At 62.8% G+C, this 22,527-nt stretch carries 18 protein-coding genes; 11 read left to right on the forward strand and 7 right to left on the reverse strand.

All coding sequences use genetic code 11. The annotated features are described in order from the left end of the window. Positions 1 to 40: 40 nt before the first annotated feature. The 3 genes from EAH73_RS19105 to recG all read left to right on the forward strand — a co-directional run bounded on the left by EAH73_RS19105 (position 41) and on the right by recG (position 3,406). Positions 41 to 466: a single-stranded DNA-binding protein gene (locus EAH73_RS19105; protein WP_140469031.1), complete on the forward strand. Its 426-nt coding sequence runs from the start codon at positions 41 to 43 to the stop codon at positions 464 to 466. Positions 467 to 576: 110 nt separating this feature from the next. Next, positions 577 to 1,185, forward strand: coding sequence for a gliding motility lipoprotein GldD (gldD, locus tag EAH73_RS19110; RefSeq protein WP_240047342.1), 609 nt, complete (start codon positions 577 to 579; stop codon positions 1,183 to 1,185). A gap of 127 nt (positions 1,186 to 1,312) precedes the next feature. After that, positions 1,313 to 3,406 carry an ATP-dependent DNA helicase RecG gene (gene recG / locus EAH73_RS19115; protein ID WP_140469032.1) on the forward strand — a complete coding sequence of 698 codons (2,094 nt, stop codon included), beginning with the start codon at positions 1,313 to 1,315 and terminating at the stop codon, positions 3,404 to 3,406. Positions 3,407 to 3,452: 46 nt separating this feature from the next. Here recG and EAH73_RS19120 read toward each other — a convergent pair whose 3' ends face one another. Then, positions 3,453 to 3,671, reverse strand: coding sequence for a hypothetical protein (locus EAH73_RS19120; RefSeq protein WP_140469033.1), 219 nt, complete (start codon positions 3,669 to 3,671; stop codon positions 3,453 to 3,455). Positions 3,672 to 3,991: 320 nt separating this feature from the next. On the opposite strand from EAH73_RS19120, the gene EAH73_RS19125 reads away from it, so the two are divergent. Next, complete coding sequence (locus tag EAH73_RS19125) at positions 3,992 to 5,461, forward strand: hypothetical protein (protein WP_140469034.1); 1,470 nt, start codon at positions 3,992 to 3,994, stop codon at positions 5,459 to 5,461. Positions 5,462 to 5,597: 136 nt separating this feature from the next. Here EAH73_RS19125 and EAH73_RS19130 read toward each other — a convergent pair whose 3' ends face one another. The 5 genes from EAH73_RS19130 to EAH73_RS19150 all read right to left on the reverse strand — a co-directional run bounded on the left by EAH73_RS19130 (position 5,598) and on the right by EAH73_RS19150 (position 13,565). Further along, positions 5,598 to 7,385 carry an acyl-CoA dehydrogenase family protein gene (locus tag EAH73_RS19130; RefSeq protein ID WP_140469035.1) on the reverse strand — a complete coding sequence of 596 codons (1,788 nt, stop codon included), beginning with the start codon at positions 7,383 to 7,385 and terminating at the stop codon, positions 5,598 to 5,600. Between the two features lie 182 nt (positions 7,386 to 7,567). After that, positions 7,568 to 8,752, reverse strand: a complete 1,185-nt coding sequence (locus EAH73_RS19135; protein ID WP_140469036.1) for an acetyl-CoA C-acyltransferase — start codon at positions 8,750 to 8,752, stop codon at positions 7,568 to 7,570. Positions 8,753 to 8,771: 19 nt separating this feature from the next. After that, positions 8,772 to 11,180 (reverse strand): 3-hydroxyacyl-CoA dehydrogenase/enoyl-CoA hydratase family protein, encoded by a 2,409-nt coding sequence (locus EAH73_RS19140; RefSeq protein ID WP_140469037.1) that lies wholly within the window; start codon positions 11,178 to 11,180, stop codon positions 8,772 to 8,774. Between the two features lie 51 nt (positions 11,181 to 11,231). Next, positions 11,232 to 11,708, reverse strand: coding sequence for a MarR family winged helix-turn-helix transcriptional regulator (locus tag EAH73_RS19145; protein WP_140469038.1), 477 nt, complete (start codon positions 11,706 to 11,708; stop codon positions 11,232 to 11,234). A 96-nt stretch (positions 11,709 to 11,804) separates the two neighbouring features. Beyond that, positions 11,805 to 13,565: an AMP-dependent synthetase/ligase gene (locus EAH73_RS19150; protein ID WP_140469039.1), complete on the reverse strand. Its 1,761-nt coding sequence runs from the start codon at positions 13,563 to 13,565 to the stop codon at positions 11,805 to 11,807. A 166-nt stretch (positions 13,566 to 13,731) separates the two neighbouring features. Here EAH73_RS19150 and EAH73_RS19155 point away from each other — a divergent pair, with 166 nt between their 5' ends. The 6 genes from EAH73_RS19155 (at position 13,732) to EAH73_RS19180 (ending at position 20,280) form a co-directional block, all read left to right on the forward strand. Beyond that, positions 13,732 to 14,892 (forward strand): formimidoylglutamase, encoded by a 1,161-nt coding sequence (locus EAH73_RS19155; protein ID WP_140469040.1) that lies wholly within the window; start codon positions 13,732 to 13,734, stop codon positions 14,890 to 14,892. A gap of 105 nt (positions 14,893 to 14,997) precedes the next feature. Next, positions 14,998 to 17,091, forward strand: coding sequence for a phosphate acetyltransferase (gene pta / locus EAH73_RS19160; protein WP_140469041.1), 2,094 nt, complete (start codon positions 14,998 to 15,000; stop codon positions 17,089 to 17,091). Between the two features lie 98 nt (positions 17,092 to 17,189). Further along, positions 17,190 to 18,368, forward strand: coding sequence for an acetate/propionate family kinase (locus tag EAH73_RS19165; protein WP_140469042.1), 1,179 nt, complete (start codon positions 17,190 to 17,192; stop codon positions 18,366 to 18,368). A gap of 76 nt (positions 18,369 to 18,444) precedes the next feature. After that, entirely contained in the window at positions 18,445 to 18,678 is a 234-nt protein-coding gene (locus EAH73_RS19170) for a cytochrome b5 domain-containing protein (RefSeq protein ID WP_140469043.1), read from the forward strand. A 110-nt stretch (positions 18,679 to 18,788) separates the two neighbouring features. Then, complete coding sequence (murQ, locus tag EAH73_RS19175) at positions 18,789 to 19,592, forward strand: N-acetylmuramic acid 6-phosphate etherase (RefSeq protein ID WP_140469176.1); 804 nt, start codon at positions 18,789 to 18,791, stop codon at positions 19,590 to 19,592. A gap of 121 nt (positions 19,593 to 19,713) precedes the next feature. Further along, positions 19,714 to 20,280, forward strand: coding sequence for a hypothetical protein (locus tag EAH73_RS19180; protein ID WP_140469044.1), 567 nt, complete (start codon positions 19,714 to 19,716; stop codon positions 20,278 to 20,280). An 82-nt stretch (positions 20,281 to 20,362) separates the two neighbouring features. On the opposite strand, the gene hemH is transcribed toward EAH73_RS19180, so the two are convergent. Continuing rightward, on the reverse strand, positions 20,363 to 21,397 hold the full coding sequence (hemH, locus tag EAH73_RS19185; protein WP_140469045.1) for a ferrochelatase: 1,035 nt from the start codon (positions 21,395 to 21,397) through the stop codon (positions 20,363 to 20,365). 218 nt (positions 21,398 to 21,615) lie between these two features. On the opposite strand from hemH, the gene era reads away from it, so the two are divergent. Then, the gene (gene era / locus EAH73_RS19190; protein ID WP_140469046.1) at positions 21,616 to 22,512 is read left to right on the forward strand and encodes a GTPase Era; all 897 of its coding nucleotides are present in this window, start codon (positions 21,616 to 21,618) and stop codon (positions 22,510 to 22,512) included. The last annotated feature ends 15 nt before the right edge of the window (positions 22,513 to 22,527 follow it).

Raw genomic sequence — 22,527 nt, forward strand, 5'->3', positions numbered from 1 at the left:
GCGAGGTAAAACGCATTTTACCATTTTAACCCCTACCGTCATGGCCGGAGTAAACAAAGTAATTTTAGTAGGCAACTTGGGCAAAGACCCCGAGGTGCGGCACCTGGAAGGCGGCGTGAGCGTGGCGCACTTCACACTCGCCACCAACGAGTATTTCAAGGACAAGCAAGGCACGCGCGTGGAGCGCACCGAGTGGCACAACATATCCGCCTGGCGTGGCCTGGCGGATATGGCCGACAAATTCCTCAAGAAGGGCCAGCAGGTGTACATCGAAGGCAAGCTGCGCACCCGCCAGTATCAGGACAAAGACCAGCAAACCCGCTACATCACCGAAATCATCGCCGACGAGATTTCGATGCTGGGGGCCCGGCCCGGGGGCCCAGCCGGGGCCCCGGCGCCTGCCGAAGCAACTGAGCCCACGGCCAGCCTGCAGCAAGAGCCCGAGCTAGACCGCCTACCTTTCTAGTCTCCTATTTGCAACAATCCTTTCAAGAAGCCCTGGCACTGCGCCGGGGCTTTTTTCGTTGCGGCGGGGCGGGAGTACCTTTGAACGGCGGCGACCATTAATAGCAATCCGTGAAACATTCAACTTTTTTGCCGCGCTTCGCGGGCCGGCTGGCGTGGCTGGGGGCCCTGGCCCTTGGGCTAGCCGCCTGCACGGCCGCGCCCGATTTCACGCCCAAGCCCAAGGGCTACAACCGCATCGTGCTGCCGCCGCACCGCTACCGGGCCCTGCCGGGCAACCACCCCTACTCGTTCGAGTACTCGCAGTCGGCAGTAGTAAAGCGCGACTCGTCGTACATGGCGCAGCCGCACTGGCTGAACATTTACTACCCGCAACTTCACGCCAACGTGCAGATTACGTACATGGACGTGGCCCGCGACCGGCGCCTCTATAATAAGATGATGGAGGACGCCCGCAAGCTCACCGGCAAGCACCAGGTGAAGGCCACGGCCATCGACGAGCGCGTGCTGAAAATGCCCAACGGCATGCGTGCCTCGGTATTTGAGCTGTCGGGCGAGGTGCCGAGCCAGTTTCAGTTTTATACCACCGACAGCACCCGGCACTTTCTGCGCGGGGCCCTGTACTTCCAAACCGCCACCGCCAACGACTCGCTGGCCCCGGTGATTGAGTACGTAAAAACCGACATGGTGCAGATGTTGAATACCTTGAAATACAAGTAGTTATTTGATATTTTCAACCGCCAGTTGGCATTGTTTCGCGCTAATTAATGCCAATATATTCAGCGCGTTTTTGGCCTCGCAAAGGAGCCATCGGCGTGTTAAATAATGCTGTTAACCGTTAAATGAAATGAGTTTCTTTAGTACCCGGCTGGAGTTTTTGCGGGGCGTGGGGGCCCAGCGGGGGCAGCTGCTGGGCAAGGAGCTGGGCCTGTTCACCTACGGCGACCTGATCCAGCGCTACCCGTTCCGGTACCTCGACCGGACGCAGTTTTACAACGTCGTCGATTTGCACGAAGACCTGCCGTATGTGCAGGTGAAGGGTATTTTGCGCAACCGCCAGCTGGTGGGCGAGGGCCCCAAGCAGCGCCTCACGGCCACGCTGAGCGACGCCAGCGGCGACCTGGACTTGGTATGGTTCAAGGGCATTAAGTGGATGCAGCAAATCGTGCAGAACCAGAAGGAATACATCCTGTTTGGCAAGCCCACGATGTTCAACGGGCGGCCCCAGATGGCCCACCCTGAGCTGGAGGAAGTGACCGAAGCCAAGGCGGGCCAGAGCTTCTTGCAGCCGGTGTATAACACTAGCGAAAAGCTCAAAAACTACCACCGCGTGGATAGCAAGGCCATCATGCGCATGGTGGCCGACTTGCTGAAGATTGCGCTGCCCCACGTGACCGAGACGCTCTCGCCGGCCCTCGTGGAGCAGTACGCGCTGATGGGCAAGGCCCAGGCGATGCAGCAGATTCACTTTCCTCAAAACCCGGACCTGCTGGCCGCGGCGCGGTTCCGGCTCAAGTTCGAGGAGCTGTTCTATATCCAGCTCAAGCTGTTGCGCCAGAAGGACCAACGCAAGGTGACGCTGGCCGGACAGATTTTCAACCAAGTGCCCACGCTGGTTGACTTCTACAACAACCACCTCAGCTTCGACCTCACGGGGGCCCAAAAGCGCGTCATCCACGACATCTACAAGGACTTCTGCGCCGGCCAGCAGATGAACCGCTTGCTGCAGGGCGACGTGGGCTCGGGCAAAACCATCGTGGCCTTCATCGCCATGCTAATGGCGGCCGACAACGGGGCCCAAAGCTGCCTGATGGCCCCCACCGAAATCTTGGCCGACCAGCATTACCAGGGCCTCAAGGTGTACGCCGACGCGCTGGGCATTCACCTGGGCAAGCTCACGGGCAGCACCCGCACGGCTCAGCGCCGCGTGCTGCACGAGGAGCTGCGCAACGGCACCATGCACATGCTGGTGGGCACCCACGCGCTGCTGGAGGACGTGGTGCAGTTCCGCAACCTGGGCCTGACAATTATGGACGAGCAGCACCGCTTCGGGGTGGCGCAGCGCTCGAAGCTGTGGCAGAAGAACCCGCACGTTATCCCGCACGTGCTGGTGATGACGGCCACGCCCATCCCGCGCACGCTGGCCATGACGCTGTATGGCGACCTCGACGTGAGCGTGATTGACGAGCTGCCGGCCGGCCGCAAGCCCATTGTGACGGTGCACCGCTACGATGCCAACCGCCTGAAAGTGTTCGAGTTCATCCGGCAGCAGGTACTGCTCGGGCGGCAGGCCTACATTGTATATCCGCTGATTGAAGAGTCGGAAACCCTGGACTACAAGGACCTGACCGACGGCTACGAGAGCGTGACGCGCGCCTTCCCAGAGATGCAGATCAGCATGGTGCACGGGCGCATGAAGCCGGAGGAAAAGGACTTCGAAATGGCCCGCTTCGTGAAGAAGGAAACCCAAATAATGGTGGCCACCACCGTGATTGAGGTGGGCGTGAACGTGCCCAACTCGTCGGTGATGGTGATTGAGTCGGCCGAACGGTTCGGCCTCTCGCAGCTGCACCAGCTGCGGGGCCGCGTGGGCCGCGGCGCCGACCAGAGCTATTGCATCCTCATGTCGGGCTTCAAGCTGAGCAAGGACGCCCGCACCCGCCTCGAAACGATGGTGCGCACCAACAACGGCTTTGAAATTGCTGACATTGACCTGAAGCTTAGGGGCCCGGGCGACCTAATGGGCACCCAGCAAAGCGGCGTGCTCGACCTACTCATCGCCGACCTGGCCAAGGACGGGCGCATCCTCAGCGAGAGCCGCGCCGCCGCGCAGTCGCTGCTGGCGGAAGACCCGGAACTGGCGCGGCCCGAAAACGGCAACATCCGCCACCACATTGACAGCCTACCCGCCACGGCTGTGAACTGGAGCCGCATCAGCTAGGGCGCAGGCCAAAAAAAGCGGCTCCGAAAGAAGCCGCTTTTTTTGGTTAAAACAATGCCAGGGCGCTGGAAAAAGCAGCCTGCTGTGAGCCAGCGGGCTCCGTATGGCGCACCAGCAGCACCGGAGCCCTGTTGGCGGCAGCACGCTGGTTGGCGGGGGCCGTCAGCTCGCCGAAGGTGGTAACGATGACGGGTGGATTGGGGCGCGACCAGCGCCCGATAACCACGAAACTCAGAAGTAGAAAAAGTTTTCCTAAGGTTTTCATAAAGTAGTATGCCTTGCGGCGTGGAAAGAATAGTTCTTGAAATATTTACAATCAATCAATATGTAAACCAATAGGCAACCGTTGCGTTGGCAAGTTACGCCATTTGGTGGGAATGCTTGAACATTGCGATTATGCTTTAAACGGTGCCATTATACGGATGTTTATTTGCGGTAGTTGTGTTTATGCTACCTTTTTGTTACCAATCCAGCGCATACTAACGCCGCACCGTTGCGCTACCCGGGCCGCAAGCAAGCGCTACATTTGGCGTACGGGGTCTCGAGCGCGGCCGACCGTTCCAGTATTAATCTAATTTTCACTAAATGCGATACCATAAAATTGGCACCCTCTTGGCCGCAGCAGGGCTGCTCACGCTCGCGGCCCCCACGTGGGCCCAAAAGGTCAAATCCGTGCCGTTCAGCTACCAGCCTGAGCAGGGCGCTGACCGCTACGACAGCCGCGTACCCGTCAAAACGCTGCCGCTGGCCGATGGCAGCGGCTTCATCATTTTGGCCCACCAGGCCAACGGCGGCTACGCCGTGGAGCGCTACGACCAAGCCCTGAAAAAGCAGTGGGAAGCCGCCCTGCCCGTGGCCCCGGGCGAAACGGTAGAGGCCTTCGCGCTGGGCCCCGAGCAGGCCTGGGTGGTGCTGCACCACAAAGACGAAAGCAGCCAGAACCTGACCGTGCACCCGGTGGGCCTGCGCACCGGCCAGCCGGGGCCCCCAGTGGTGCTGGTGGCAGCCCCCGCCCGCGACCGCCGCCCGGGCGTGGCCATCTCGCCCGATGGCACGCGCCTGCTGGCCTTTGCCTACCAAACCCGGGAGGAACAGATCAGGGCCCTCGACGCGACGCTGTTTGACCAGCAGCTGCGCAAGGTGCTGAGCCGGACGTACGACTTCCGGACCACGCGCGATTTCTTCTCGCCCAACGTGCTGGTGGCCAACGATGGGGCCCAGCTCGTGACGATGCTCAGCGACGGCATGAGCAAGCTGACCGTGCGCCGCTACCCGGCCACGCCCGACGCGCCCACCCAGCCCACGCCGGTGCCGGTGCTGGGCGTGCCGGTGGGCGGCGTGTTCGGGGGCCGCACCATCCGCATCCGCGATGCCCGGTTTAAGCTGCTGCCCGACGGCCAGCTCTACGCCGCCGCCCTGGTATCCGACTACGATTCGGGTGAGCTGACGGGGCTGAAGGTGGTGCGGTTTGATTTCGCCAAGAACGACATCAAGCTGAGCGACGAGGTACCCTTTGACGCAGCCTACCTGACTGCCGTGGGGCAGGCCACCGGGGCCCCAGCGCCCAAGCGGCTGGAAGATATTTACTTGGCCGACTTGCTGCTGACGCCCGAAAAAAACCTGGTGGTGCTGGCCGAGCGCCACTACGAGGAAGGGGGGCCCGAACTGCCCGTGCACGCCCGCGAAATCCACGCCTTTGGCTACAACAGCTTTTCCCGGCCCAGCTGGCACAAGCTGATTGCCAAGGACCAGACGGCTCCGGCCATCGACAGCTACACTGGCATCGGCTTCCGGGCGGCGGTGTTCAACGAAGAAATCCAACTGGTGACGTTGGAGACCCTGGCCGGCAAATCGGACCTATACTTGCGCCACCTGCCGGCATTAAACGGCGTGGCCTCGGCCCCGCAGCGCCTCAAGCTAAACGTGGCCGACGACCAGCAGCTGGCCTACGTGAAGGACTTCACGGCCTGGCTGGGGCCCAAAACCATCATCGGCATCAGCCGCCCCAGCAAGCGCTCCGCCGCCCTGCAGCTCAACCGGGTAGAGCTAAAATAGTGCAACCCGCTAAACGTGAAAAGGGCCGCTCCTGAAACTCAGGAGCGGCCCTTTTCACGTCAAAATTTGCATCAGCAGAGAATCGTCCCCAAAATTCGACGAATCAGCTTTATCTGACAAATCCGAGGCTCGGCACCTAGTAGATGTAGTCGTTGGCCTCGATGAGGCCGGCGGCCACGCGGCGGCGGGCGTCCTTCACGTTGAATAGGTCGGGCTTGGTGAAGCGCTTGAGGCCCATGCTCAGCAGGCGCTGCTCGTCGCCCTCGGTCATGCTGGCAATGGCTTCCTTGCCAGCTTTCTCCACGATGTCGATGGTATCGGAGAGGTACACGCGGGCCATGTCCAGTTCGCGGCTCAGGGCGTCCTCGCCTTTGGTGGCAATTTCCTTCTCCACGCGCAGCAGGGTGCTCTCGGCCACGTAGGTTTTGATGGCCATGTCGGCAATATTGGTCAACACTTCCTGCTCCTTGGCGAGCGAGTTCATGTACTTCTGCACAGCTGTGCCGGCCACCATCAGAATGGCTTTCTTGAGGCCGTCGATGGCTTTTTTCTCGGCGGCGAACGGCGAGTCGTCACTTTCGCCCATGCTCGGAATGGCCAGCAACTCCTGCTGCACGGCCTGGGCAGGGCCCATCAGGTCGATTTCGCCCTTTAGGCCCTTCTTCAAAATCATGTCCACCGCCAGCATACGGTTGATTTCGTTCGTGCCCTCGAAGATGCGGTTGATGCGCGAGTCGCGGTAGGCGCGGTCCATCGGGTAGTCGGCCGAAAAGCCGTAGCCGCCGTAAATCTGCACGCCTTCATCTACCACGTAATCGAGCACTTCCGAGCCTTCCACTTTCAGGATGGCGCACTCCACGGCAAACTCGCGGGCGGCGCCCAGCAGGGCCTCGTTGCTGCCCTTGCCTTCGGCCAGCAGCCGCTGCTCCATGCGGTAGATGTCGTCGCCGGCGCGGTAAATGGCCGATTCCACGGCGTACATGCGGATGGCTTGCTGGGCCAGCTTGTAGCGAATGGCGCCGAACTTGCTGATGGGCAGCTTGAACTGCACCCGTTCGTTGGCGTATTTCACACTGTGAACAGCCGCGCTTTTGGCCCCACCCAGGCAGGCCGCGGCCAGCTTGATGCGGCCGATATTGAGCACGTTGAAGGCGATGAGGTGGCCTTTGCCAATCTCCCCCAGCACGTTCTCCTTAGGCACCAGCGCGTCGCTGAAAAACACCTGCCGCGTGCTGCTGCCTTTGATGCCCATCTTGTGCTCCTCGTTGCCGAGGCTCAGGCCGGGCGTGTCTTTGTCCACGATGAAGCCAGTGAACTGCTCCCCGTCAATTTTGGCAAACACGATGAATACGTCGGCAAAGCCGCCGTTGGTGATCCACATTTTTTGGCCGTTCAGCACGTAGTGAGTGCCTTCGGCATTCATCACGGCCTTGGTTTTGGCTCCCAGCGCATCAGAGCCCGAGCCGGGCTCGGTGAGGCAGTAGGCCCCCATCAGGGTGCCGTCGGTGAGGCCGGGCAGGTATTTCTCCTTCTGCACGTCGTTGCCGAAGTACAGGATGGGCAGCATGGCGATGCCCGTGTGGGCCGCAAAGGCCACCGCAAACGAGTGGCCGCCGCCCACGCCTTCCGTCACGCGCAGCGCCGTGGGGAAGTCCATGTCCAGGCCCCCAAACTGCTCGGGAATGCTCACGCCGAACAGGCCTTGCTGGCCGGCTTTCGCCATCAGGCCGCGCATGAGGCCCTCCTCGTGGTTGTCGAGGCGCTCCAGCAGCGGCGTTACTTCCTGGGCCACAAAGTCCAGGCAGGTCTCGTACATCAGGCGCTGCTCCTCACTGAAATCGGCCGGCGTGAAAACGTCCTGCGCATCGGTCGGCTTGATGATAAATTCGCCGCCCTTCACGACAGCTTTTTGGGATACTTCCATGACGGTTTTAAGTGAGGAGTTGGAGTAGATAGAGAAGGAAAGTGTTAGGCACGCCTACTATATGCAGCAAGTAGGGGCCCTAGGGTTTGGTACTGCAAGATAAACAAAATTTGTTAGGCGTGCCGACTATTTAACCAAAAGAAAACCCCGAATGGTTCGGGGCTTCCTTTTGCTGCGGGGCCCTACTTCAGCAGCTCATAGATGCCGGCGACGCCCTGCCCACCACCTACGCAGGCGGTCACGATGCCATACTTCTGGCCCCGGTCGCGCAACTCGTCGAAGAGTTGGATGGAGAGCTTAGCGCCCGAGCAGCCCAGTGGGTGGCCCAGGGCAATGGCCCCGCCGTTCACGTTCAGCTTTTCGGTATTGATACCCAACTCACGCACCACGGCCAAGCTCTGCGAAGCGAAGGCCTCGTTTAGCTCGAACAGGTCGATGTCCTCCAGCTTCATGCCGGCTTGCTTGAGGGCTTTCGGCACAGCCTTGATAGGCCCCATGCCCATGATGCGCGGGTCGACGCCCTCGGTGGCGTAGGTGACCATGCGGGCAATGGGCTCTAGGTTCAGCTCCTTCACCATCCGCTCGCTCATCACCAGCACGAAGGCCGCGCCATCGGAGGTTTGGGAGGAGTTGCCGGCCGTGACGCTGCCGTTGGCGGCGAACACGGGGCGCAGCTTGGCCAAGGCCTCCAGGGACGTATCGGCGCGGGGGCCCTCGTCGGTGTCCACCACGTAGGAGCGGTTTTTCTTCTTGCCGGTGGCCTGGTCGAGGTAGGTTTCCTCCACCGTGATGGGCACGATGCTCTTGGCAAACTTGCCTTCCTTGATGGCCTTGATGGCCTTCTGGTGCGAGTGGTAGGAAAACTCGTCCTGGTCCTGGCGCGAAATTTTGTAGTCTTGGGCTACTGCTTCGGCCGTTAGGCCCATGCCCATGTAGTAGTCGGGGTGCTCGTTGGCAAGCTTGTAGTTGGGCACGGTTTTCCAGCCCACGGTGGGCACCATACTCATGCTTTCGGTACCCCCGGCGATGATGCACTCGGCCATGCCGGCCGTGATTTTACCCACCGCCATGGCGATGGTTTCCACGCCCGAGCCGCAGTAGCGGTTTACGATAAGGCCCGGCACGTTGATGGGCAGGGCCAGCAGCGAGATGAGGCGGCCCATTTGCAGGCCCTGCTCGGCCTCGGGCACGGCGTTGCCCACAATCACGTCATCGACGCGGCTGGGGTCGAGTGCCGGCACGGAGGCCACGAGGTGCTTGATTACCTCGGCGGCCAGGTCGTCGGGGCGGGTGAAGCGGAACACGCCGCGGGGCGCCTTGCCCACGGCCGTGCGGAAGCCAGCTACGATATATGCAGTATTAGCCATAGTATTGGTTCTGGTTGAATTAGTTACGCAGCGGCTTGCCGGTGGTAAGGATGCTCTGAATCCGCTCCAGCGTCTTGCGCTCGCCGCAGAGGCTGAGGAAAGCGTCGCGCTCCAAGTCCAGCAGGTACTGCTCGCTCACTTCGGTGGGTGCCGACAGGTCACCGCCGCACATCACGTAGGCCAGTTTGTTGGCAATCAGCTCGTCGTGCTTCGAGATGTAGTTGCCCTGCTGCATGGCGTACACGCCGGTGCGGAACATGGCCAGGGCTCCCTTGCCGTGCACCTTCACATTGGTTTTCTGGGTGGGCTGGGTATAACCGGCGTCGGCTAGCTCCAGGGCGGCGGCCTTGGCCTGGGCAATTACGCGACTGCCGTTGACCACGATTTCATCGCCCCGGCGCAAAAAGCCCAGGTCAAACGCCTCCGCCGCTGAGGTCGAAACCTTGGCCGTGCTAATGGTCATGTACGTGTTGCGCAGCAGGTTATATTCGGGCTCACCTTCCTCATATTTGGCGGCGGTGCGCAGCGTCATTTCCTTGGTGCCGCCGCCGCCGGGAATGAGGCCCACGCCAAATTCGACCAGGCCCATGTAGGTTTCGGCCGCAGCTACCACCCGGTCGCAGTGCAGGTTCAGCTCGCAGCCGCCGCCCAGGGCCAGGCCGTGGGGGGCCCCCACCACCGGGATGCTGCTGTAGCGCAGCCGCATCATGGCCTGCTGGAACTGGCTGATCATCAGGTTTAGCTCGTCAAATTCCTGCTCCACAGCCTGCATGTACACCAGGCCCAGGTTGGCCCCGGCGGAGAAGGCGGGCGCGTCGTTGCCCACCACTAGGCCCCGGTAGCCGCCTTCGGCCATCTCGATGCCCTTGAGCAGGCCCTGGATCACGTCCTGGCCCATGGCGTTCATCTTCGAGTGGAACTCCACGTTCAGAATACCGTCGCCGAGGTCGATGACGGAGGCGCCGCTGTTTTTCCACAGCACCTTGCCGCTGGCCCGCAGGTTGTCGAGGATGATGAAATTCTCCACGCCCGGCACCGGCTGGTAACCCTTCGAAGCAATGTCGTAGAACTCGCGCACGCCGGCGGCGCTCACCTTATAGAAGGTGGTGTGGCCGGCGGCCAACATCTCCTCCACCCACGGCGCCACGGTGCGGCCGGCGGCCTGGGCCAGGTCGATGCCAGCCTGCACGCCCAGCGCGTCCCAGGTCTCGTAGGGCCCCAACTCCCAGCCGAAGCCGGCGCGCAGGGCATCGTCAATCTTGTAGAGTTCGTCGGCAATTTCGGGTACGCGGTTGCTCACGTAGGCAAATAGGCTGCCGAAGCTGAGGCGGTAAAACTCGCCGGCCTTGTCCTTGCCGCTTACCAGCACTTTGAAGCGGTCGGCTACCTTGTCGATGGTCTTGGTCAGCTCCAGCGTGGCAAATTTTACCTTTTGGCTGGGCTTGTATTCCAAGGTATTGAGGTCGAGGGCGTGGATTTCCGACTTGCCGCCTTCGCCCTTCACTTTCTTGTAGAAGCCCTGGCCGGTTTTGTCGCCTAGCCACTTGTTCTCGCCCATCTTCTTGACGAAATCGGGCAGCACAAACACGTCCTTGGCCTCGTCGTCGGGCAGGCCTTGGGCCAGGCCATTGGCCACGTTGATGGTCGTATCGAGGCCCACCACGTCGGAAGTGCGCAGCGTGGCCGACTTGGCGTGGCCAATTACGGGGCCCGTCAGCTTGTCGGTTTCCTCCACGCTCAGGCCCAGCTTCTGCATGGTTTGCATAGCGTCGAGCAGGGCAAATACGCCCACGCGGTTGGCGATGAAGCCGGGCGTGTCCTTGGCCAGCACGGTGGTTTTACCCAAGTACAGGTCGCCGTAGTGCAGCAGGAAATCAACCACTTCCGGCTTAGTATCGGGCGTCGGGATAATTTCCAGCAGCTTCAAGTACCGCGGCGGGTTGAAGAAGTGCGTGCCGCAGAAGTGCTGCTTAAAGTCCTCCGAGCGGCCCTCGGCCAGCAGGTGAATAGGAATACCACTGGTGTTACTCGTGATGAGCGTGCCCTTTTTGCGGAACTGCTCCACGCGCTCGTAGAGGCTCTTTTTGATGTCGAGCCGCTCCACCACCACCTCAATCACCCAGTCGCACTGCGCAATTTCCTTCAGGTTGTCGTCGAAGTTGCCGGTTTTGATGCGGCTGGCCTCGCTCTTGCGGTAGAGCGGCGACGGGTTGGCAACGATTGCGGCCTGCAACGCGGCGTTCACGATGCGGTTGCGCACGGCGGGGGCCCCTAATTCCAGGCCCTTGGCCTGCTCGGCGGGCAGCAATTCCTTGGGCGCAATGTCGAGCAGCAGCACCTGCACGCCGATGTTGGCGAAGTGGCAGGCAATGCGCGAGCCCATGACGCCGGAGCCCAAAACGGCTACTTTTTTGATGATTCGTTTCATTCAGTTCACTTGAATGGGTGGGTGGCAACTGCGGGCGGCGGGCCAGGGGCCCTAGGCCGGGTTTTCGTGGCGCAACGGTTTCAGTTCGAAGCCGTCGAACATGGTTTTGCCTTCGATGATGCCCGTGATTTGGGCGGTTACTTTCAGGAACACGTCGAGCTGCGACTGCGGGATTTTCTCCCGGATTTTGGCGTTGAAGTGCCGCACCGTCTGGCGCGAAATCTCTTTTTTCTCCACGCCCAGCGGCGTCAGGAAAATACGCACCGAGCGCTTATCCTGCGTATCGGCCTGCTTGTAAATCAGGCCCTTGTCCTGCATGCTGCGCAAAATGCGCGTGAGGCTACGGGTTTCCAGGCCCAGCAGCGGCGCAATTTTGGTGGCCGGAATGCCGTGCTCCTGGTCGATGTTGAGCAGCACGAAGCCGATGCTGGTCGTGATGTCGTTCTGGGCCGCCTGGGTGTTGTACATCCGCGAAATGGCGTGCCAGGCCACTTTGATGTTGTAATCGACGGTTTCTTCGGGTTTCATGGCGCAGGTTAGTTGCGGTAAACTTACGAAGAAATTTGTTCGGCTTGCATACTACTTTCTGAAAAAACCGGACCAGCGCTGCACCGGGGGCCCCGGCTAGAACAGCCCCTCGATCAGGTCCTTGTTGTTCTCGGCGATGACCTTGCGCTTGACCTTCATGGTGGGCGTCATTTCGCCGGTTTCCACGGTCCAGAGCGCGGGCAGCAGGGCGCTTTTTTTCAGCTGCTCCCACTGCGCGAAACCCTTGTTGCAGCTGGCCACCAGGTCGTGGTAGAGCTTGACTACCTGCTCGTTCTTAACCAGCTCCTCGTTGGGCGCGTCGGGCACGCCGTGGCTTTTGCACCAAGCCTTGAGGTCGGGGAAAGAGGGGACGATGAGGGCGGCGGCGTACTTTTTATCGGCCCCCACCACCATGGCCTGCTCGATGAGCGGGTCTTCTTTGAGCTTGCCCTCAATCACTTGCGGGGCGATGTACTTGCCGCCGCTGGTTTTGAACATCTCCTTTTTGCGGTCGGTAATCTTTAGAAACCGCCCGTTCACCAGCTCACCGATGTCGCCGGTGTGCAGCCAGCCCTCGGCGTCGATGGTTTCGGCCGTGAGCTCGGGCTGGTTGTAGTAACCCTTCATCACGGAGGCCGAGCGGGTGAGAATTTCGCCGTCGGGGGCAATTTTCACCTCCATGTTGTCGATGAGGGGCCCCACGGTACCAATCATGTTGTTTTCGCGCTCGTAGCCGTTCACGGCAATCACGGGCGAGGTTTCCGTCAGGCCGTAGCCCTCCATCACCCGGATGCCGGCCGCCCAGAACACCCGCGCCAGCCGCGGCTGCAGGGCCCCGCCGCCGCTCACGATGCAGCGCAAGTTGCCGCCCAGCGCCTCGCGCCACTTGCTAAAGATCAGCTTATTGGCAATGGCCAGCTCGGTGTTGTACACGAAGCCCTGGTCCTTTTGGGTGTCGTATTTAAGGCCCAGGTCCAGGGCCCAAAAGAAGAGCTTGTGCTTGAGGCCGGTTTGCTCGTGGCCCTTAGCCAGGATGCGGTCGAATACTTTTTCGAGCAGGCGCGGCACGGTGGTGAAGATTTCGGGCTTCACTTCGCGCAGGTTTTCGGCCACGGTTTCCAGGCTTTCGGCGTAGTAAATGCTCACGCCGCTCATCAGATAGAGGTACGTGACCATGCGCTCGAAAATGTGGCACAACGGCAGGAAGCTCAGCGCCTTATCCTGGGCACCCACGGGCACGAACTGTTTGGAGTTGCGGTAGTTGCTAAGCAGGTTATCGTGGCTGAGCATCACGCCCTTGGGCTTGCCGGTGGTGCCGCTGGTGTAGATGAGCGTGAGCAGGTCGTCGGGCTCCACGGCGGCTTTCAGGGGCTCGAGGTCGGCGGGGCTGCCCTGCTGGCCCAGCGCCAGCAGCTCGCTGAAGTGCCGGGCCCCGTCCACTTTATCAAACGTGAACACGTTTTCGGCCGGGATGGACAGGCCCGCGGTGGCCTCCTGCACTTTGTGGAACAGCTTGTCGTCGGCCACGAACACGGCCTTCACGCCGGCGTCGGTGAAGATGTATTTGTAATCCTCGACCGTGATGCTGGGGTACATGGGCACGCTGACGGCCCCGAGCTGGGCAATGCCGAAATCGGCCAGCAGCCACTCGGGCCGGTTCATGCTGATGAGGGCCACTTTGTCGCCGCGCTGCAGGCCCAGGGCCCGCAGGCCAAGGCTCACCAGGTTGGCCTGGTCCTGCACCTGCTGGGTGCCAAGGGGAGCCCACTGGCCGTTGATTTTAGCGGCCAGCGCGTCGGTTTTGGCGAACGTAGCGAGCTGGTAGGGCAGGATATCGAAAGAGCGGCGAACGTCCATGAGCGGGTGGGATAAGCGCGGGGGCAGGGAGAAATTGCGGTTAAATAAACGAGCTTTTTTGGCGATGGGCCCCCGGCGGGGCGCAACGGTGGCCGAGGGGCCGTTTTAAATTGCACGGGCCGCCGCGGAAGCATGTAATTTTGCGGCCCTTGCATTTGGTATTTTCATGAATCTGGCCCTGTTTTTTGATCCGCTCGCCGACGACGAGCCCACGGCCACCCCTACCCCGCCCACCGCCCTGGCCGCTTACGCCACGCGCTTCACCGAGGCATTTCCGGACTGGCGCGGGGCCGATTTGGCCATCCTTGGCCTCGACGAGTGGCGCGGGGCCGCCGCCGGGGCCCCACCGGCCGGCCACCACGCCGCCAACCGCGTGCGCGAACGATTTTACCAGCTTCAGAAGGGCACCGGGGCCCTGCGGCTTGTCGATTTGGGTAACCTGCGCCCCGGCCTCAGCCTGGAGGACACCTACCAGCGGCTGCGCGAAATTGTGGCCGCCCTGCTCGAAGCCAACACGGTGCCCGTGCTGCTGGGTGGCTCGCACGACCTCGACTACGGCCAGTTTCTGGCCTACGAAACCCAAGAGCGCCCGGTGAGCTTCGCCATTGTGGACGCCCGGCCCGACATGGCCGAGCCGGGGCCCAACGCGCCGGCCGAAACCAGCCACCTGCGCCGCCTGCTGGTGCACGAGCCCAACTACGTGTTCAGCCTGGCCCACCTGGGGCACCAGCAGTACCTCACCCCGCCCGAGGTGCTGCTGGCCCTCGACAAAATGCACTTTGATACGATGAGCGTGGGGGCCATCCGCACCGACCGGCGGCAGGCCGAGCCGCTGGTGCGCCAGGCCGATTTCCTGAGCATTGACCTGGCCGCCCTGCGCTGGACCGACGCGCCCGGCTACGCCCCGGCCAACCCCTTCGGCCTCAGCGCCGACGACGCCACGCAGCTGTGCTGGTACGCTGGGCACAGCGAGCAGCTCTCGTCGCTGGGCCTCTACGGCTACCGGCCCGAGCACGACCCCCACGGCCTGGCCGCCGCCACGCTGGCCACCATGCTCTGGTACTTTGTGGAGGGCTTTTACCACCGCCGGCCCGAAACGGGCTTCGGCACGTTCCGCTTCCTTACCTACACCGTGGTGCTGCCCGGTAACCCCGACAAGCTGGTGTTTTACAAGTCGCGCCGCGCCGATAAGTGGTGGATGGAGGTGGAAAGCCTCGGCGACAGCACCGTGAAGCGCGTGGTGCCGTGCTCGTACGAAGACTACCTCCACGCCTCGCAGGGCGACCTGCCCGAGCGCTGGATTCGGTTGCAGGCGCTGCTGGGGTAGGCTGAATTTTAGGGCCCCTCGGGGGAATCTCACCTCCGGGGGCCCTAAAACCTGGGGCCCCAGCGCCCCGGCCAACGCCAGCCTCGGCTGCTGCGTTAGCTACCCATGACGAAAGCCGTTTTCATTGCCACCGCTGAGCCCTACAGCGGCAAGTCCCTCGTGGTGCTGGGGCTGGTGAACCTGTTGCTGGGGCAGGCCCGCCGGGTGGGCTACTTCAAACCCATCATCGACAACGACCCGGCGGAGCGCCTCGACTCGCACCTCGATGTGATGGTGCGCCACTTCAAGTTGCCGCTGGCCGTGGCCGACACCTACGCCTACACGCGGCCCGAAGCCCTACGGCTGATGGAGGCCGGCGCGGAGGGAGCCATGATTGACGCCATCATCCGCAAGTTTAAGCGCTGGGAGGACGACTACGACTTCACGGTGGTGGAGGGCAGCGACTTTTTGGGGCCCGGCACGGCCTTCGAGTTCGATGCCAACGTGTCGATTGCCAAGAACCTGGGCGTGCCGGTTATCCTGGTGGTATCGGGCGAGGGCAAAAGCACGGCCCAGATCATCAGCGCGGTGCTGACGCTGCTGCACAACTTCGAGGCCCGCGAGGTGCCGGTGCTGCTGGCGGTGGCCAACCGCGTGCCGCCCGCCCAGGCCGAAGACGTGGGGGCCCTGCTGCGCAGCCAACTGCCGGCCGACGTGCTGCTGGCCGTCATCCCCGAAGATGCTGACCTGCTGCACCCCACTATGCGCGAAATCCAGGCCGGGGTGGGCGGGCGGCTGCTGTTTGGCGCGGCGGGCCTCGGCAACCAGGTAGACAATAACATCATTGGGGCCATGCAGGTACCCAACTTCCTCAACTACCTCACCGATAACGTGCTGATTGTGACGCCCGCCGACCGCGGCGACATCATCCTCTGCGCTTTGCAAGCCCACCAGTCGGCCAACTACCCGCGGGTGGCGGGGATCGTGCTCACGGCCCGCGGCGAGCCCGATGCGGCCGTGATGCGCCTGCTCGAAGGCCTGCCGGGCGTGGTACCCATCTTGGCCGTGGACACCGGCACGTTTGCCACGGCCGCCCGCGTGGGGGCCATCAAGTCGCGCATCACGCCCGATAACCCAAAGAAGATTCAGCTGGCCATCAGCACCTTTGCGCGTTGCGTGGACGTGGGGGCCCTGGAAGAAAAGCTGGCCGGCTTCCAGTCGGTGGGCCTCACGCCGCACATGTTTCAGTACCGGCTGCTGCAATGGGCCAAGCGCCAGCGCCGCCACATTGTGCTGCCCGAGGGCAACGACGACCGGGTGCTGCGGGCCGCCGCGCTGCTGCTCCAGCAAGACATCGTGGACCTGACCATTCTGGGCAACCCCGCCGACGTGGCCGCCTCGGCCAAGCGCCTGGGCATCAGCCTGCCCGCGGGCCACGTGAACATTATCGACCCGGTGGAATCGGCGCATTACGCCGAGTACGTGGAGACGTTTTACGAGCTGCGCAAGGACAAGGGCGTGAACCAGGACATGGCCCGCGACCTGCTGCGCGACGTGTCGTACTTCGGCTCGATGATGGTGTACCAGGGCCACGCCGACGGCATGGTGTCGGGGGCGGTGCACACCACGCAGCACACGATTCGACCGGCCTTGCAGTTCATCAAAACCAAGCCGGGCGTGTCGGTGGTGTCGTCGGTATTTTTCATGTGCCTGCCCGACCGGGTGGCCGTGTTCGGCGACTGCGCCGTGAACCCCAACCCCACGGCCGAGCAACTGGCCGAAATCGCCATTTCCTCGGCCGACAGCAGCCTAGCGTTTGGCATCGAGCCGCGGGTGGCCATGCTCTCGTACTCGTCGGGCACTTCGGGCGCGGGGGCCGAGGTGGAGAAGGTGCGCCAGGCCACCGCGCTGGTGCGCCAAAAGCGCCCCGACCTAAAGGTGGAGGGCCCCATCCAGTACGACGCGGCCGTGGACCCACTGGTGGGCCGCCAGAAGCTGCCCGACTCGGAAGTAGCCGGCCAGGCCAGCGTCTTCATCTTCCCCGACCTGAACACCGGCAACAACACCTACAAGGCCGTGCAGCGCGAAACCGGGGCCCTGGCCATCGGCCCGGTGCTGCAAGGCCTCAATAAGCCCGTGAACGACCTCAGCCGCGGCTGCACCGTGGACGACGTATTTAATACCGTGGTAATTACCGCGATTCAAAGCCAGCAGAGCTGAATGGGGTTTGGCTCATTGGAATAAAGTTAAGACGAGCATGACGGGCTAAATGCGTTCATCATAATACTCTATTCATTACCTCACTGCCTCCTTTCCGCATGAACATTTTCGTCGTCAATTCCGGCAGCAGCTCCCTTAAGTACCAGCTCTTTCGCTGGCCCGACGAGCAGCCGCTGTGCAGCGGGCTGGTGGAGCGCATCGGCTCGGCGCAGGCCGAGATTACGCACCAGGTGGGGCCGGCCGAGCAGCGCCACGCCCTGGCGGTGCCCAGCCACGAGGCCGGCCTGCGCGCGGTGGTGCGCCTGCTCACCGACGGCCCGGGGGCCCTGCTGCCCGACCCCGCGGCGGTGGACGTGGTGGGCCACCGGGTGGTGCACGGCGGCGAGTTTTTTGGCGGGCCTGCGCTGATTGATGCGGCGGTGAAGGCCGAGATCAAGGAGCTGTTTGGGCTGGCCCCGCTGCACAACCCGGCCAACTACCAGGGCATTGAGGTGGCGGAGCGGCTGTTTCCGGGGGCCCGGCAGGTGGCGGTGTTCGACACGGCCTTTCACCAGACGCTGCCCGAATATGCGTTTCGCTACGCCCTGCCCACGGCGCTTTATGCCGAGCAGCGCATCCGCAAGTACGGCTTCCACGGCACCAGCCACCAGTACGTGGCGGGCCAGGCGGCCGCGCACCTGGGCAACCCCGACGCCCGCCTCATCACCATCCACCTCGGCAACGGGTGCAGCATGGCGGCGGTGCGCGGCGGCCGCTCCCTCGATACCAGCATGGGCTTCAGCCCCCTCGCCGGCCTGGTAATGGGCACCCGCTCCGGCGACCTCGACCCCTCGGTGCTGCTGCACCTGCTGGGGCCCCTGGGCTACACGATGGAGCAGGTGAGTACGCTGCTGAACAAGGAAAGCGGCATGCTGGGCCTCGCCGGCTCCAACGACCTGCGCGACGTGGGCCGGGCCTTGGCGGCTGGAGACGCCCGCGCCGCACTGGCCTTGGACATCTACGCCTACCGCATCCGCCAGTACATCGGGGCCTACGCGGCGGTACTCAACGGGCTCGATGCCCTGGTATTCACGGCCGGGGTGGGCGAGAACGACGCCTTGGTGCGGGCCCGCGCTTGCCAAAACCTGGAGTTTTTCGGCCTGGAGCTGGACGCTGCCCGGAACGAGGCCCGCGCCCCGGGCCTGCGCGACATCAGCCACCCGGCGGCGCGGGTCCGGATTCTGGTCATCCCCACCAACGAGGAGCTGGAAATTGCCCGGCAGTGCGCGGCCTTGTAGCGGGGGCCCCGGCGCGCAGGCCGGTGGGCCCCGTGGCGTAGTTTTGGGGCCCCAACCAACCGCGCTGCCCCCACCCATGCTTCCCGAATACACCCGCGGCCAGCTGGCCCTGCGCAACGGCCAGGACCGCGACGAGATTTGGGTGGCCTACCAGGGCCGCATCTACGACGTGGGCAGCTCGCGGCTCTGGAAGCGCGGCAACCACTACGAGCACTGGGCCGGCCAGGACCTGACGCCCGAGCTCGACCGGGACGCCCCCCACAACGCCCTGGTATTCGACAAATTCCCCGTCATTGGGCTCCTGAAATAGCCGGCTCAACCGCGTTGCCAATCCCCAACTGTCAGCCACCAGTCAACCAACCAACCTGACGAGCAGCTGGCAATCAGCAACGATTACCCGCCATAATTCTCTTTGCGATGATGACCACCGAAGCCCCTTCCGAGTTCACCAACCTCGAAACCCTGCCCACCGCCGAACTGCTGGCCGGCATGAACCGCCTCGACCAGACCGTGCCCCAGGCCGTGGCCCGCGCCCTGCCCCAGATAGGGGCCCTGGTGGAGGCCACCGTGGCCCGGCTGCAAGCCGGCGGGCGGCTGTTCTACATCGGGGCGGGCACCAGCGGGCGGCTGGGCGTGGTAGATGCCTCGGAGTGCCCGCCCACGTTTGGCGTGCCGGCCGGGCTGGTGGTGGGCATCATGGCCGGCGGCGACGGGGCCATTCGCCAGGCCGTGGAGGGCGCGGAGGACAACGCCACCCAGGCCTGGGTCGATTTGCAGGCCCACAACGTTAGCGCGAAGGACGTACTGGTGGGGCTGGCCGCCTCGGGCCGCACGCCCTACGTGATTGGGGGCCTGACGGCGGCGCGGGCGGCGGGCCTGGCCACGGGCTGCATCGTGTGCAACGCCGGCTCGGGCGTGGCGGCCGCGGCCGAGTTTCCGGTGGAAGTCGTGACGGGTCCCGAGTTCATCACGGGCAGCACGCGCCTCAAGGCCGGCACCGCCCAGAAGCTGGCCCTCAACATGCTCACCACGGCCACCTTCATCCGCCTGGGCCGGGTGAAGGGCAACAAGATGGTGGACATGCAGCTCTCCAACGAGAAGCTGGTGGAGCGCGGCCAGCGCATGCTGATGGACGAGCTGGGCATCGGCCAGCCCGAGGCGGCCGCCCTGCTGGCCCGCCACGGCAGCGTGCGGGCCGCGCTGGGGGCCCTGGGCAAGGCCTGAGCCCGGGCCGGAACGCACAAATGCCTGCGGAGCGTTGCAGCGAGGGGGCCGGTTTTAGCTGGCCCGGCCGAACCGAATGCGCCCTGGCGCGTTTCTACCTTGCTTTCTACCCCGCTTTGCCATGCACACCATCGAGCCTTTCTATAACTGGATTGACCAGTATTCGGCTGCCGAAGACCCCCAATCGCCCCTCTTTGGGGCCGAGAATAGCCTGGAGCTGTTCACCAACAATATTTACGGCTACCTCATTCACCCCCAATGGGATAGCATGGAATCGGACACGCTGTTCCTGAAAATTCTGTTTGCCGACTACGAAGATGGCGTGGCCGTTATCGAGTTCATCGGCGAGTGGAACGACGCCATTGAGAACGACATCATGCACCTCAAGCGCCACATCGTGGACCCGCTCGTGGCCGAGGGCATCCGCAAGTTCATCCTCATCGGCGAGAACGTATTCAACTTCCACGGCGCCGAGGACGACTACTACGCCGAGTGGTTTGAGGACGTGGAGGACGGCTGGATTGCCGGCGTCAACTTCCAGGACCACGTGCGGCGCGAAATGCACCAGTACAATGTGGATAACTACGTGAACTTCGGGGGGCAACTCGACGATTTGCCCTGGCGCACCCTGGAGCCGCGCCGGCTTTTCGAAGTCGTGGACGGCCTGTTGCAGCGCCGCTTGAATTAGCCAGGTTTCCTAAAAACAGAACAGGGCCCCACAACAACTGTGGGGCCCTGTTCTGTTTTTAATAGCAGCCGAAACCGCAACGCTAGCTCCGGCGGAGCATGTCGGCCACGGCTTCTACCCACTGCGGCTCCGAGTTCAGCGAGGGCACCAGCTGCCAGTGCTCGCCGCCGGCTTCCTCGAACAGCTCCTTGAATTCTTCACCCACCTCGATGGTCGTTTCCAGGCAGTCGGCCACGAAGGCGGGGCTGAAGGCCAGCACGTTTTTGATGCCTTTGGCGGGGAATTCCTTCAGCACCTCGTCGGTGTAGGGTTGCAGCCAAGGATCGCGCAGGCGGCTTTGCAAGCGGCTCTGGAAGCTGACGGTGTACTGCTCGGGCTTCAGGCCCAGGCCCTCCGCTACCAGGCGCGAGGTGGCGAAGCATTGGGCACGGTAGCAGTACTGGTTCTGCTCGGTGAGGGTATCGCAGCAGCTGCCGAAGCGGCAGTAGTTGGTGGGGTCGCCCTTTTTTACGTGGCGCTCCGGAATGCCGTGGTAGCTGAGCACCACGTGGTCGTAGGGCCGCTTGTCCATCTCGGCCCGGCCGCGCGCCACGATGGCGGCAATGAAGCCCGGCTCGGTGGCAAACTGGCTGATGAAGTTGATGCTGGGCACAATCCACCAGTCTTTCACGATGGCCATCACCTTCTCCTGCACCGAGCCCGTGCTGGCCGAAGCGTACTGCGGAAACAGCGGCAGCACCACGATGCGCTCCACGGCGGCGGCGCGCAACTCCTCCAGGGCCCCGGCGATGCTCGGCTTTTGGTAGCGCATGCCGAAGGCCACCAAGTAGCCATCGCCCAGCACCTGCTGCAGCTTCTCCTTCAAATCGAGGCCGTGGAAGAGCAGCGGCGAGCCGCGGTCCGTCCACAGCTCCTTGTAAATCTTGGCCGACTTAGGGGCCCGGAGCGGCACCACCAACCCCTGAAACAGCGGGTAGCGGATGGCGGCCGGCATGTCCACCACGCGGCCGTCGGTGAGGAACTCGTTGAGGTAGCGGCGCACGTCGCTGGTTTCGGGCGAGTCGGGCGTGCCGAGGTTGACTAATAGGACGCCGATGCGGCGGGCGGAGGTAGGCATTTTCTTTTACGCTGGTAGCCGTTGGTTGTTAGCCGCTAGCTTTTTGTGGAGCCCGCGGCCGGGGGCCCCGGACCTGTTTGGCAGGAACTTCCCGTTTAACCAAAAACGCGGCGTTTCGGCCCGGAACTAACGGCAAAAAAAGCTAATAGCGACCGGCTGGCTGCTAATAGCTGAAAGAAGCCGTACCTTTGCGCCCTCATTATCAAATCTATCCCGCTGTGAATCCTGAACTTAAGCCCCACCGGGCCGGCTTTGTAAGCATCATCGGCAAGCCCAACGTGGGCAAGTCGACGCTGATGAACGCCTTGGTCGGCGAGCGGCTCAGCATCGTCACGAGCAAGGCCCAGACCACGCGCCACCGCATCATGGGCATCCTCAACGGTGCCGATTTTCAACTCATCTACTCCGACACGCCCGGCATCATCCAGCCCAAGTACGAGCTGCACAACGCCATGATGTCGTTCGTGTACTCGTCGCTGGAAGACGCCGACGTGGTGCTCTTCGTCACCGACATCTACGAGAAGTACGACGAAGAGCCCGTAGTGGAGCGCCTGCGCAAGATGGAGGACACGCCCATCATCGTGTTGGTCAACAAAATAGACCAGGCCGACCAGGCCGCCGTGGAAGCCAAGCTGGCCTACTGGCAGGAGCAGCTGCCCAACGCCACCGAAGTGCTGCCCATCTCGGCCCTGAACGCCTTCGGCACCGAGCGGGTGCTGGAGTCGGTGCTCGAGAAGCTGCCCGTCCACCCCGAATACTACCCCAAAGACGAACTGACCGATAAGCCGGAGCGCTTTTTTGCCGCCGAAATGGTGCGCGAAAAGATCTTCAAGCTCTACAAAAAGGAGATTCCCTACAGCTGCGAGGTCACCATCGAGGAGTTCAAGGAAGATGAGAACATCATCCACATCCGCGGCGTCATCTTCGTGGAGCGCGCCAGCCAGAAGGGCATCGTCATCGGCAAAGGCGGCGAGGCCCTGAAGAAAGTGGGCACCTGGGCCCGCGAGGACATGGAGAAGTTCTTTAATAAGAAAGTGTTCCTCGAAATGCACGTGAAAGTGAACGAGAACTGGCGCACCGACCCCAAGGCCCTGAGCCGGTTCGGGTACCAATAGCAACTCCTGGGGCCC

It is taken from the genome of Hymenobacter nivis (assembly GCF_006439025.1).
GTDB classification, from domain to species: Bacteria; Bacteroidota; Bacteroidia; order Cytophagales; family Hymenobacteraceae; genus Hymenobacter; species Hymenobacter nivis_A.